We start from the raw sequence: 11788 nt of genomic DNA on the forward strand, positions 1-11788 counted from the left end.
ATCACACGCACCTGGTCTCCACCCCACCCAACCCTCCCCCTCGAGGGGAGGGCTTTTGAGCGTGCGCCCATGAGGCCCCTGCGAAACCCGGCCATCCAGACCGCCCTCGCCTGGACCCTGGCGCAGTGGATGCGCTTCTGCTTCGCCACCATCCGCTGGACCCACCGCAATCAGGACGTCGCCGAAGCGGTCTGGAAACAGGGCGGCGGCGTCGTCGTCGCCTTCTGGCATTCGCGCATCGCCCTCGCCCCCGCCTGCTGGCCGCTGGACCGGGCCCAGCCGCCCCGCGCCCTCATCTCCCTGTCGCCCGACGGCCAGTTCATCGCCCGCGCCGTCGCCCGCCTCGGCTTCCCGGCCATCCGCGGCTCATCGGCCAACAAGGACAAGGCCGACCGCGCCAAGGGCGGCACCCAGGCCCTCCGTGACGGTTTGCGCCACCTGAAGTCCGGCGGCGGCATCGCCCTCACCCCGGATGGTCCGCGCGGCCCCGTGCGTCAGATGGCCGAGGGCTTCCCCTCCCTCGCCCGCCTGTCCGGCGATCCGGCCCTGCTGGTCGGCCTGTCCTGCAGCCCGGCCATCCGGCTCGGCAGCTGGGACCGCTCGCTCCTGCCCCTGCCCTTCGGCAAGGGCGCCATCGTCTGGGAACGGGTCGACTACCCTGCCGGCGCCGACCTGTCCGAGGTCGCCCTCGACTGGGCCCAACGCCTCACCGCCGTCGAGGCCGAGGCCGACGCCATCACCGGTCTGGAGCGCGTCTGATGAGCCCCGCCCTCCTCGTCTACCGCCTGCTCACCCGGATGATCGAGCCGCTGGCCCCGCGCCTGCTCGACGCCCGCGCGCGCCAGGGCAAGGAGGACCCGGTCCGCGTCGACGAGCGCCTCGGCGTCGCCTCCGTCGCCCGCCCGGCCGGCGAGGTCGTCTGGCTGCACGGAGTCAGCGTCGGCGAGACCCTGTCCCTCCTGCCGGTCGTCGAGCGCCTGCGCGCCACCCGCCCCGACCTGACCGTGCTGGTCACCTCCGGCACCCTCACCTCGGCCTCCCTGCTGGCGCGGCGCCTGCCCGAGGGCGTCATTCATCAGTTCGCCCCCGTCGACGCCCCCGGCGCGGTCGCCGCCTTCCTCGACCACTGGCGCCCCGCGGCCGCTGTGTTCGTCGAGAGCGAGCTGTGGCCCAACCTGATCCTCGACGCCCGCAAGCGCGGCGTCCGTCTGATCCTCGCCAGCGCCCGCATCACCGAGAAGACCGTCGACGGCTGGCGCCGCTTCCCGGCCGCCGCGCGCCAGATCCTGTCCGCCTTCGACCGCATCCTGCCGCAGGACGGGACCTCCGGCGAACGCCTCGAAAGCCTCGGCGCCCACATCGACGGCCATGTGAACCTCAAGCTGGCGGGCGAGGCCCCGCCGCATGACGGCGCCGCCTTCACCCGCCTCAGCGCCGCCATCGGCGACCGCCCCGTCGTCGTCGCCGCCAGCACCCATGACGGCGAGGAGATCGCCGTCGTCCGCGCGCTGGACAAGCTGGACGAGCGGCTCTGCCTCATCCTCATCCCGCGCCACCCGGAACGCAGCGCCGCCATCGCCACGGCCCTGACCCGCGACGGCTACCGCTTCGCCCTGCGCTCCCAGGGCCGCCAGCCGGACGCCGAGACCGACCTCTACGTCGCCGACACCCTCGGCGAAATGGGTCTGTTCCTGCGCCTCGCCGACGTCGTCATCATGGGCGGCTCCTTCTCCGCCGCGCTCGAGAAGCCCCCCGTCGGCGGCCACAACCCGCTGGAGCCCGCCCGCCTCGGCAAGCCCGCCCTGACCGGTCCCGACATGACCAACTGGGCCGTGGTGACCGAGGCCCTGGTCGAGGCCGGCGGCCTGCAGATCGTCCAGGCCCCGTGGGACCTGCCCGCCGCCCTCACGCCCCTGCTCGACGACCCGGCCGCCGCCCGCAACATGGGCGACCGCGCCCGCCGCGCCGCCGCCGAGGCCGGCTCGGGCCTCGAACGTCTGATGGACGCCCTGTCGCCCCTCCTCCCGCCGCCCGCTCCAAAGGGCCGCGGATGAGCCTGTCGACCCCCCGCTGGTGGTATCAGCGCGACCGCCGCCACGCCGCCGTCCGCCGCATGCTGCTCAAGCCCCTGTCCTGGGTCTGGGCCGGCGCCACCGCCCGCCGCATCGCCAATGCGACGCCGGTCGATCCGGGCGTCCCGGTCATCTCCATCGGCAATCTGACCGTCGGCGGCTCGGGCAAGACTCCGGTCGCCCGCGAGGTCCTGCGTCTGTTGCGCCAGTCCGGCGTCGACGCCCACGCCCTGTCGCGCGGCTACGGCGGCAAGCTCCAAGGCCCGGTCCGCGTCGATCTGGAGAACCACACCGCCGCCGACGTCGGCGACGAGCCCCTGATGCTGGCCCTGGGCAGCCCCGCCTGGATCGCCCGCGACCGCGTCGCCGGCGCCCGCGCCGCGGCGGCGGACGGCGCCAGGGCCGTCGTCCTCGACGACGGTCACCAGAACCCGGCGCTCAAGAAGACCCTCAGCCTCGTCGTCGTCGACGGCGAGACGCGCGACGACGAATGGCCCTTCGGCGACGGCGGCGTCTTCCCTTCCGGCCCGATGCGCGAACCGCTGAAGGCCGGCCTCGCCCGCGCCGACGCCGTCGTCATTCTCATGCCCGCCGACCTGGCCGAGCCCGATCCGGAGCTGCTGGAGCAGTTCGGGTCCCTGCCCGTCTTCATCGCCCGGCTGGAGCCCGCCGCTCCGCCGCCCTCCGGCCCGCTGGTCGGTTTCGCCGGCATCGCCAAGCCGTGGAAGGTCGAGCGCTCGCTCATCGCCGCCGGCGCCGACCTCGCCGACTTCGCCCCCTTCCCCGACCACGCCGCCTTCCGCGAGGAAGACCTCCGCTTCCTCGCCGACCGCGCCGATCAGTTCGGCGCGACGCTGGTCACCACGGAAAAGGACTGGTCCCGCCTCCCGCCCGAATGGCGCGCGCGCGTCACCTCATGGCCGGTGAAGGCCACGTTCGAGGACGAGGCGGGGTTTCTGGGGCTATTGCGGGGCTATTGCGGGGCTGACCGCGGCTAACGGGTGAGATGCACGTCTGAAACGGCTCCATCGCACTTGGCGATCCGAACCGACAACTGTCCGCCTCCGGAGGTGAGCAGTAGTTCGCCGTCAGCCCCCTGCTCGGCCGGACGGTAGCGGAAGACTGCCCACCAATCGCCCCGATCCACCGCCTCGACCTGCGGAAATCCGACCGGATCAGCGGCGGGGAAGAAGTCACGTTCGACCGCCACGTAAATGGCGATCGCCGTCTCCGCGGACGTGACGAGCGGCTTCCCTGGCTCGCCCCATCGCGGTGGACAGGGCGTCGTCGCCGGTTCAGCACGGGTCGGTGTGGCCGCACTCCCGAGCACGACCACGCACAACCCGGCCAGAAGCCGTCCGGACCGGACGTTCGACACTCCTACTCCTCCCGATAAACCGTCCCGCCGCGCATCACGAACTGCACGCGCTCCAGCTCGGTCACGTCGCTCAGCGGGTCGCCGCCGACAGCGATCAGATCGGCCGGCATGCCCGGCGCGATGCGGCCGGCCTCGGCCGACAGCTTCAGGTGCGCCGCCGCATTGACCGTCGCCGTCTGGATCGCCTCCAGCGGCGTCAGCCCGGCCTGCACCAGCAGGGCGAACTCATGGGCGTTGTCGCCGTGCGCCGAGACGCCCGAGTCCGTTCCGAAGGCGATGCGCACGCCGCCGTCATGGGCGCGGCGCGCCATGTCGATCATCCGCGGCCCGATCTCCAGCGCCTTGGCCGTCTGGGCCGGGGTGAAGAAATTGTCCGGGCCCGAGGCGATGCGGGCCACGAAGTCGCCGGCCATCAGCGTCGGCACCAGATACACGCCCTCTCGGCGGAACAGGCGGATCGACTCGTCGTCCAGATAGGTCCCGTGCTCGATCGAGTCGCCGCCGGCCCGCAGGAAGCTGTTGATCCCGTCCACGCCGTGCGCATGCGCCGTCACCTGGCGGCCCATGCGGTGCGCCGCGGCGACGATGGCCGCCAGCTCCTCGTCCGAGAACTGCTGGTTCAGCCCCGCCGCCGTGTTCGACAGCACGCCGCCGGTGGCGGTGATCTTGATGATGTCGGCCCCGGCGCGAACCTGCAGCCGCACCGCCCGCATGCAGTCCTCCGGACCCGAGCAGATGCTCTCGCTGGTGAACATATGCATGATGTCTTCGCGGTAGCCGTTCACATCGCCATGGCCGCCGTGGATCGACACCGCCTCGCCCGAGGCGATGATGCGCGGTCCGGGCACGTCGCCGCGGCGCGTCGCCTCGCGCAGGGCGAAGATGGACTCATTGGGCGCGCCCAGGTCGGCGACGGTGGTGAAGCCCGCCATCAGGGTGCGCCGCGCATAGCGCGCGCCCACCATCGCCTGGTCGGATTCCGACTGGGTGACGCCTTCCAGACGGGAATTCGGGTTCTGCTGACCGGTCAGGTGGACGTGGCTGTCGATCAGTCCAGGCAGCACGAACGAGTCGCGCAGATCGACGATCCGGCCCTCTCCGACGAAGCCGTCGCGGATTTCGACGACCCGGTTCCCTTCGATCACGAGAGTTTTATCGCGCTGCACAACGCCGGTTTGCGGGTCGGCCAGAAGCCGCCCCACTTGCACGAACGTCGTTCCCGCCTCGGGCGAACCGGGAGGCGACGAGGGGGTTTGCGCAGCAACGCTTGTGGCCACACATGCGGCCAGCGCCGCCAGCGTCATCGTAATCGACTTCACGGTATCCCTCCCAAAGCGAGGGCTGCACCATACGCGTCCGGGGCTCTTCGCCAAGGCTCAGGTTGCCTCGCCGGACATGTTTTGAAACAACTCGTCGCTTCCTGTGAACGTGCGAGGGGCGTCGCATGCGGTTAGCAAGACGTGGTTTCATTCTGGGCGGTGCGGCGATCCTGTCGGGTTGTGCAACCTCCGCCGCCACCCAGCAGGCCACGTTGGCGCCTTTGGCGGCTCCGGTGAGCACGCCGAGGATCACGCTCGCCCCCCAGGCGCCCGAGGTCATCACGGCCGAGCTGAACTCGACCCGCCTGCTGGATCCGCGCGGCCAGGTCCGCAAGGAACTGATGGAGCGCGCCGTGGCCGCGCTGGACATCCATACGCACAAGATCACCAAGCGCGACCGCATGTACCTGGTCGACTTCACCAAATACTCCGGCGAGGAACGCCTCTACGAGGTCGATCTCGAGGGCGGCGCCATCACCCTGATGCGCACCTGCCACGGCCGCGGTTCCGACCCGGCGCACTCCGGCTACGCCCGCGAGTTCGGCAACACGCCTGACAGCCACATGTCCTCGGTCGGCGCCTTCGCCACCGCCGGCGCCAGCTTCGGCGCCCAGCAGGGCCCCAACGTCCTGCTCGACGGGCTGGAGTACTCGAACAATCGCGCCCGCGAGCGCGCCATCATCATCCACGGCGCCGACTACGCCGACCCGTCCTTCCTCGCCCGCGAGGGCAAGCTGGGCCGCTCCTACGGCTGCTTCTCGGTCGCCCACCACGACCTGCCCCGCCTGCGCGAGCGCATGGGCGAAGGCCGCCTGCTCTTCGCCTGGGCGTAAGGCGACGCACCGGAGCTTCCGATGATCGGCCTCCTCTTCGCCGTCGCGCTTGCGGCCCAGGACGCTCCTCCCCTGATCACGGTCCGCCCCGTGGCGCCGGAAGAACGCATCAATCCGCCCGCGCAAGGCGACTGGCGCACCATCTGGGACGCTGAGGACAGCACCGCCGGCATCGACGTCGCCAGCGTCACGCGCGAAGGTCCGGTCCGCAAGGTCTGGGTGGCCCGTATCTCCGAACCGCTGCCGGACATGCCGGGATCGTACAGCCTGGTCCGCATGGAACTGGATTGCGACAAGGCCCTCGCCCGTCCGCTCTGGTTCGCCATGCACGCGGCCTCGGGCGCCGGCATCGCCGGCTTCGTCCCGGCCGAGGCGCCCGCGCCCTACGGTCCGGGCTCCGGCGGCGCAGCCATCGCCGCCATGGTCTGCACCGACCGCCCCTTCGTCGGCCCCGGTTTCCCGACCCACCAGGCCTTCGCAGCCTCGGTCACGGAAACGCGTTAGGCGGCCCTCAACGGCCCGTCGCCAGATTGCGACCCACCGCCCGGTTGGCCTCCGGCAATGGCGCCGACGACGCCACAGGCACAGGACAGCCGTCGATCCGCCTGTCGACCAGATAGTACAGCCGCACCTCGCCGGGCGTCAGATCGCGCCTCAGCCGTCCTTCACGATCGCTGACCACCCGCTCGCCGGGCCGCACCGCCACGCCTTGCGCCAGCGCCGCCTGATGCAGCCGCTGTTCGCACGCTCCGTTCGACGGTCCCGGCGTATCCGCCGGGCCCATGGCGGCCGCGGCGCCCAGCCCCGCCAGGATGAGAGACATCGCCACGCGAACCTCCTCTCGAAACACTCCGTCTGCACAACGCGCGAAGCGGGCGGAAGGCGCCGGATAACGACGCTTGCCGAAGCCGTGGCCCGCCCATACGCTTTCGCTTCCAAAGAAGGGGGATGCGATGCGCGCATGGATACCGGCCGCCCTCGGCCTCGCCCTGGCCTTTCCGGCCCACGCCCAGTCTCCCGGCAAGCCGATCATCGACATGCACCTGCATGCCTTCAAACTGGATTTCGCTGCGGGCGTCCCGGCCTGTCCCGGCGACGGCGAGCCGACCTTCCCGGCCGTCGATCCCCGGGCCGACGTCAATCCGTCGATGTTCGTCAGCCCCTGCGCCGACCCGCTCCTGTCGCCGCAGACGGACGAGGCGCTGATGCGCGACTCTCTCGCCGAGCTCCGTCGCCTGAATATCCGCCGCGCCGTGACGTCCGGCGCCCTGGCCGACGTCACCGCCTGGCGCGCGGCCGATCCGGCGCGGATCATTCCCGCCATCCAGTTCGCCGGCGAACGCCGCGAGACGCCTGACGAGTACCGCCGTCTGTTCCAGACCGACGCCTTCCAGGTTTTCGCCGAGATCGGAACCCAGTACCGCGGCGTCGACGCCTCCGATCCGCAGTTCGAGCCCTATTTCGCCCTCGCCGAGGCGCTGGACATCCCGGTCGGCATCCACCTCGGCGAGGGGCCTCCGGGCGCCGCGCGCTTCCCGGGCTACGACACCTACCGCGCCCGCCTGACCACGCCCTTCCAGCTGGAAGAGGTGCTGCAGAAGCACCCGAAACTACGCATCTATGTGATGCACTACGCCTCGCCGCTGGTCGACGAGATGATCGCCATGATGTTCACCTACCCGAACCTTCACGTCGATATTTCCTGCAATAACTGGGCCTTCCCGCGCGCCCAGTTCCACGACCAGCTCAAGCGCATGGTCGACGCCGGCTTCGAGAAACGCATCATGTTCGGCTCGGACCAGATGATCTGGCCGGGCGCCGTCGCCGAGGCGATCGAGGCCGTCGAAACCGCGCCCTTCCTCAACGAGAGCCAGAAGCGCGACATCTTCTACAACAACGCCGCCCGCTTCCTGCGCCTCACCGACGACCAGATCGCCGCCGACCACGCGGATTGAGCCTCACGGCAGCTCAAGCAACCTCACGCTTCCGGCGTGCCAGACAGGAAAGCGGTCGTTCGCCGTCGACCGCATCGCCCTGCTCAGTTGGTCATAGTCGAAGCCTGGCAGGGCCATGAGGTATTCCAGCAGCGCCGGCTCTCCGGCCGCGCCCTGCGGAAAGGTGCAGACCAGCTGATCGCCGGCGCCGAACAACAGCCACCACACGTCCAGGCCCCACGGGCCGCTGTCATTGGTCTCGACGACCACGGCGCTGAGGTCGCGGGTCCCGACGAACTGAAGCCGGCCCTGTTCGTCCCTGACCCGGATCAGGTTGTCGTCGAGCACGGCGGTCCACCCGCATTCCGGCTCCCGGCGCGCGGCCTGCCTCGTCCTGCGCAAACCGAACATCAACCCTGCTCCAGAAGCGGCCCCGGCGGCCGGCTGTCAGACAGAGAAAACCTTGCGGGCGCCCACCTGCATAGGTGCAATCGTGCTTAGCGGCGCGTTCACGAAACCCGGGGCGGTTCGATCACTTGATTGGTGGGGCGGCCAATGGCCTGGACATGACCCGGATGCCCGGGACATCCTTCGGCATGACCGTGCCCACGACCTTCAACGAGCTGACCAATCTTGTCGGTGACGAATTCCGCAAAATGCCACGCGAGGCGATAGCGGCGATCATCTCGCTTTCGGCGGCGATCGAGGTCTTCATATTCGTCGTCCGACTTAACGGCGGCGGACGCGATCCTGTCGTGCTGGGGCTTGGGCTGATCCTCATGATCGGCGCCCTTGCCGTATCTTATCTGACGTCGATGCGGCTGATCGATGCGCCGAAGTCGCTTCGGGGCTTCGGAGCGTACCTCGGAACCACCGCGCTTACGGCGCTCCCGGCGACAGCGGGCTTCGCGTTGATCCTTGCGGGCAGGTACTTCGACAATGGGTATTTCACCTTCGCAGGCATCATGCTGCTGCTTGCATCGCTCGCGATCACGCCCCTGCTCTACCCCTGGCCGCTGCTTCAGGCGGTCTCGCCACGTTTCATCGGCCCCCGTGAAGCGTTCCGGCGAAGCGCTGGAATGCGTGGGGCGCTCCTCCTGACGGCGATAATATTCGGCGTGATTGCCCGGACCGACTTCCGACCGGACTCGACCGAACTCACGCTGATGTCCGTCGGCGCCATCACGGTCAGCCTGGTCGTCAATGTCTTGAGTACGCTGTTCGCGATCTCTGTCAGCGTCGCCGCCTTCAAGCGAATGAACTGAAAGCGCTACACCGACGTGGCCGCCACTGCAGGCGCAGCGCTCCGCTCCCGCGCCGCTTCCCCGTCAGACCGCGACATCAGCGTCGCCAGCAGCATCATGGCGAACATTGCGATCGGCAGCAGGAACAAGGCCCACCGGGCCACTGTGAACGCCCGCCGCGTCTGCGGCCGGAACCCGTCCGTCTTCTCGAACAGAATGATCGCCCACCAGCCGGGCGAACCCAGGCCTTGCGGCACGGGGCGCAGGTCTCCCACCCTCCGGCGTTCCGCCGGCAGTCGGCGCGCCGCGTAGATCATGGCGCCCCAGTAGGTCAGCAACACCGGGACAGGTATGACGAAAACCCAGCCGGTCACGTCTTGCCCCGTTGGCAGCTCACTGGCCGCCCGTTTCCCGCTCCAGCGCGCGCCAGCCGATGTCCGTGCGGTTGAAGCCGCCGGGCCAGTCGATTTTCTTGATGGCGGCGTAGGCCCGCTCGCGCGCCTGGGCGATGTCCTTGCCGCGGGCGCAGATGTTCAGCACCCGGCCGCCGGCGGCGACCAGCTGGCCGTCCTCCTGGCGGCGCGTGCCGGCGTGGAAGACCTTCACGTTCGGGCCGAAGTCCTGCTCGGCGCCCCGGATGATGGAGCCCTCGACCGGGCTGTCGGGATAACCCTGGGCGGCCATGACCACGCAGATCACCGTCTCGGCCCGGAATTCCGGCATCGCCACGCGCGTCAGGTCGCCCCGCGCGCAAGCCAGCAGGATCGGCACGATGTCCCCGGCCAGCCGCATCATCAGCACCTGGCATTCCGGATCGCCGAAGCGGGCGTTGAACTCGACCACCTTGGGACCTTCGTCGGTCGACATCAGCCCGGCGTACAGCACGCCGCGATAGGGCATGCCCTCGCGCGCCATCCCGGCGATCGTCGGCTGCACCACCAGCCGCTCGGCGGCCTCGACCAGCTCCGGCGTGAACACCGGCGCGGGCGAATAGCTGCCCATGCCGCCCGTGTTGGGGCCCAGGTCGCCGTCATAGGCGCGCTTGTGGTCCTGCGCCCCGCCCAGCAGCACGGCGCGCTGGCCGTCGCACAGGGCGAACAGCGAGCCCTCCTCGCCGGCCATGAACTCCTCGATCACGACCCGCGCCCCGGCCTGGCCGAAGCGGCCGCCCAGCATCCATTCGATCTCGCGTTCGGCGTCGCGCTTGGTCGGGGCGATGGCCACGCCCTTGCCCGCCGCCAGGCCGTCGGCCTTGATCACATAGGGTGGTTTGAACACCGACAGCGCCTGCCGCGCCTCGTGCAGCCGCTCATAGACGCCGAAACCGGCGGTCGGAATCTCGTGCCGCTCCATGAAGGCCTTGGAGAAGGCCTTGGAGGTCTCCAGCTGCGCCGCCTTGGCCGTCGGGCCGAAGCACGGGATGCCCGCGGCGTTCAGTCGGTCGGCCAGCCCCTTCTCCAGCGCGCTCTCCGGACCCACGACCACCAGGTCGGCCCGCATCTCGCGCGCGAGGGCCGCCAGCTGGTCGGCCTCCGTGACCTTGATGGCCCGCAGTTCGCCCAGCTTCTCCATGCCCGGATTGCCGGGCGCGATGACCAGCCGCTTCACCAGCGGGGATTGGGCGATCTTCCACGCCAGGGCGTGCTCGCGCCCGCCTGATCCGACCAGCAGGATATTCATGACCGCGCAATGACCGCACCTGCGAAGCCGGTCAAGTCGCTGACGTCGTTATCGACGTCAGGATCACGCCATCGCCGCCACCGCATAGGCCAGTGCGCCAAGCATCAGCAGCCCTCCGACCACCACCCACGGGCTCACCGCCGGCATGTCGCTGCGCCGCTCCAGATCCCGTTCCCGCGGGTCCATATCGTCCGGATCGGTGTCGGGCGGATCGGCCATTCAAGGCCAACGGCCGAACGGCCGCGCTGTTCCGCTCACCATGCGTATGAAATTCGTATATACGTCGTTCCAACATCGCTGCAGGAGGCCGCCGTGCCCAAGGAAGCCGTCTTCACGCTCAAGCTGGAACCGGAACTTCGCGACGCCTTCATGGCCGAGGCCGAAGCCAGCCATCGCCCGGCCTCCCAGGTCGTGCGCGAGCTGATGCGTGAATATGTGCAGCGCCAGCAGGACTCCCGGACCTATGACGCCTTCCTGCATGAGAAGGTCGCGCTCGCACGGACGTCCATGCAGGCCGGCCAGGGTCGCCCGAACGATGAGGTCGAGGCGGAGTTCGCCGCCCGACGGCGCAAGGCGGACCGCCCGGCGTGAAGATAGTCTGGACACCCGAAGCTGTTCGCGACCGCGACGACATCTGGCTGCACATCTCGACCGACAATCCTCGGGCCGCCATCCGCATGGACGAGCTGTTCAGCGACGCGGTCGCGGCTCTGGCGGATTTTCCGGAGTCGGGCCGCCCCGGCGTCGTCCCTGGCACCCGTGAACTGATCCCGCACGAGAGCTACCGGGTGGTCTACGCTGTCGCGGACGGTACGGTATGGATCCTGGCCCTCGTCCATGCCGCACGGCAATGGCCGCCGACGAGGGCTGAGGACTGACCTTTCACCCGTCGTCCCCGGACAGGCCCGGGGATGGCGCTGAGATGGAGGTGACGCCATGACCCCATTCACCGGCGGCTGCCTGTGCGCCGCCGTCCGCATCAAGGCCTCGGGCCCGCCCGACCGCGTCGGCCTCTGCCACTGCCTCGACTGCCGCAAGCACCACGGTTCCCTGTTTTCCGCCTTCGCGATCTTCCCCGAGGACGCCGTGACCATCACCGGCGAGACCGGCGACCATGCCGGCCGCCATTTCTGCCCCCGCTGCGGCTCCTCTGTCTTCTCGCGCACCGGTGACGAGATCGAGGTCAGCCTCGGCGCCCTCGACGCCCCGAACCAGTTGATTCCGGCCTACGAACTCTGGACCGTCCGCCGCGAGGCCTGGCTACCGCCGTTCCCGCTGGCAAACTGCTACGAGCGCGATCGCGCGCCCCCGGGCCGCAATTCATAAAA

At 69.8% G+C, this 11788-nt stretch carries 17 protein-coding genes; 10 read left to right on the plus strand and 7 right to left on the minus strand.

The annotated features are described in order from the left end of the window. Positions 1-69: 69 nt before the first annotated feature. The 3 genes from GGR12_RS12880 to lpxK are packed head-to-tail and all read left to right on the plus strand — an operon-like array spanning position 70 to position 3070. Positions 70-759: a lysophospholipid acyltransferase family protein gene (locus tag GGR12_RS12880; protein WP_183204781.1), complete on the plus strand. Its 690-nt coding sequence runs from the start codon at positions 70-72 to the stop codon at positions 757-759. Continuing rightward, positions 759-2054 (plus strand): 3-deoxy-D-manno-octulosonic acid transferase, encoded by a 1296-nt coding sequence (locus GGR12_RS12885; protein ID WP_183204782.1) that lies wholly within the window; start codon positions 759-761, stop codon positions 2052-2054. The genes GGR12_RS12880 and GGR12_RS12885 overlap by 1 nt, the downstream gene beginning before the upstream one ends. Beyond that, positions 2051-3070: a tetraacyldisaccharide 4'-kinase gene (lpxK, locus tag GGR12_RS12890; protein ID WP_183204783.1), complete on the plus strand. Its 1020-nt coding sequence runs from the start codon at positions 2051-2053 to the stop codon at positions 3068-3070. Before GGR12_RS12885 ends, lpxK begins: the two co-directional genes overlap by 4 nt. On the opposite strand, the gene GGR12_RS12895 is transcribed toward lpxK, so the two are convergent. Both GGR12_RS12895 and GGR12_RS12900 read right to left on the minus strand, forming a co-directional pair. Then, positions 3067-3450, minus strand: a complete 384-nt coding sequence (locus tag GGR12_RS12895) for a hypothetical protein (RefSeq protein ID WP_183204784.1) — start codon at positions 3448-3450, stop codon at positions 3067-3069. The two genes, lpxK and GGR12_RS12895, sit on opposite strands and share 4 nt — an antisense overlap. A 2-nt stretch (positions 3451-3452) precedes the next feature. After that, positions 3453-4754 carry a metal-dependent hydrolase family protein gene (locus tag GGR12_RS12900; RefSeq protein WP_183204923.1) on the minus strand — a complete coding sequence of 434 codons (1302 nt, stop codon included), beginning with the start codon at positions 4752-4754 and terminating at the stop codon, positions 3453-3455. A 248-nt stretch (positions 4755-5002) separates the two neighbouring features. Here GGR12_RS12900 and GGR12_RS12905 point away from each other — a divergent pair, with 248 nt between their 5' ends. Next, positions 5003-5602: a murein L,D-transpeptidase catalytic domain-containing protein gene (locus tag GGR12_RS12905; protein WP_343053244.1), complete on the plus strand. Its 600-nt coding sequence runs from the start codon at positions 5003-5005 to the stop codon at positions 5600-5602. Positions 5603-5623: 21 nt separating this feature from the next. Further along, the gene (locus GGR12_RS12910) at positions 5624-6106 is read left to right on the plus strand and encodes a surface-adhesin E family protein (RefSeq protein WP_183204786.1); all 483 of its coding nucleotides are present in this window, start codon (positions 5624-5626) and stop codon (positions 6104-6106) included. 7 nt (positions 6107-6113) lie between these two features. On the opposite strand, the gene GGR12_RS12915 is transcribed toward GGR12_RS12910, so the two are convergent. Next, a complete protein-coding gene (locus GGR12_RS12915; RefSeq protein ID WP_183204787.1) occupies positions 6114-6431 on the minus strand; it encodes a hypothetical protein in 318 nt (105 codons plus the stop codon). 124 nt (positions 6432-6555) lie between these two features. Between GGR12_RS12915 and GGR12_RS12920 the strand changes: the two genes are divergently transcribed. Continuing rightward, the gene (locus GGR12_RS12920; protein ID WP_183204788.1) at positions 6556-7557 is read left to right on the plus strand and encodes an amidohydrolase family protein; all 1002 of its coding nucleotides are present in this window, start codon (positions 6556-6558) and stop codon (positions 7555-7557) included. Between the two features lie 3 nt (positions 7558-7560). On the opposite strand, the gene GGR12_RS12925 is transcribed toward GGR12_RS12920, so the two are convergent. Then, a complete protein-coding gene (locus GGR12_RS12925; RefSeq protein ID WP_221212325.1) occupies positions 7561-7884 on the minus strand; it encodes a hypothetical protein in 324 nt (107 codons plus the stop codon). Between the two features lie 248 nt (positions 7885-8132). On the opposite strand from GGR12_RS12925, the gene GGR12_RS12930 reads away from it, so the two are divergent. Then, positions 8133-8801 (plus strand): hypothetical protein, encoded by a 669-nt coding sequence (locus GGR12_RS12930; RefSeq protein WP_183204790.1) that lies wholly within the window; start codon positions 8133-8135, stop codon positions 8799-8801. A 5-nt stretch (positions 8802-8806) separates the two neighbouring features. On the opposite strand, the gene GGR12_RS12935 is transcribed toward GGR12_RS12930, so the two are convergent. The 3 genes from GGR12_RS12935 to GGR12_RS12945 all read right to left on the minus strand — a co-directional run bounded on the left by GGR12_RS12935 (position 8807) and on the right by GGR12_RS12945 (position 10679). After that, complete coding sequence (locus GGR12_RS12935; RefSeq protein ID WP_183204791.1) at positions 8807-9154, minus strand: hypothetical protein; 348 nt, start codon at positions 9152-9154, stop codon at positions 8807-8809. A 19-nt stretch (positions 9155-9173) separates the two neighbouring features. Then, the gene (gene purD / locus GGR12_RS12940; protein WP_183204792.1) at positions 9174-10460 is read right to left on the minus strand and encodes a phosphoribosylamine--glycine ligase; all 1287 of its coding nucleotides are present in this window, start codon (positions 10458-10460) and stop codon (positions 9174-9176) included. A gap of 63 nt (positions 10461-10523) precedes the next feature. Beyond that, a complete protein-coding gene (locus GGR12_RS12945) occupies positions 10524-10679 on the minus strand; it encodes a hypothetical protein (RefSeq protein WP_183204793.1) in 156 nt (51 codons plus the stop codon). A 93-nt stretch (positions 10680-10772) separates the two neighbouring features. Between GGR12_RS12945 and GGR12_RS12950 the strand changes: the two genes are divergently transcribed. From GGR12_RS12950 to GGR12_RS12960, 3 genes are read left to right on the plus strand one after another with little or no spacing between them, the layout of a single operon-like run. Continuing rightward, positions 10773-11051: an antitoxin of toxin-antitoxin stability system gene (locus GGR12_RS12950; protein WP_183204794.1), complete on the plus strand. Its 279-nt coding sequence runs from the start codon at positions 10773-10775 to the stop codon at positions 11049-11051. Continuing rightward, positions 11048-11338: a type II toxin-antitoxin system mRNA interferase toxin, RelE/StbE family gene (locus tag GGR12_RS12955; protein WP_183204795.1), complete on the plus strand. Its 291-nt coding sequence runs from the start codon at positions 11048-11050 to the stop codon at positions 11336-11338. The genes GGR12_RS12950 and GGR12_RS12955 overlap by 4 nt, the downstream gene beginning before the upstream one ends. A gap of 58 nt (positions 11339-11396) precedes the next feature. Next, entirely contained in the window at positions 11397-11786 is a 390-nt protein-coding gene (locus GGR12_RS12960; RefSeq protein ID WP_183204796.1) for a GFA family protein, read from the plus strand. Positions 11787-11788: the final 2 nt, after the last annotated feature.

Origin of the sequence: Brevundimonas lenta, assembly GCF_014196335.1 — a bacterium.
Lineage (GTDB): Bacteria > Pseudomonadota > Alphaproteobacteria > Caulobacterales > Caulobacteraceae > Brevundimonas > Brevundimonas lenta.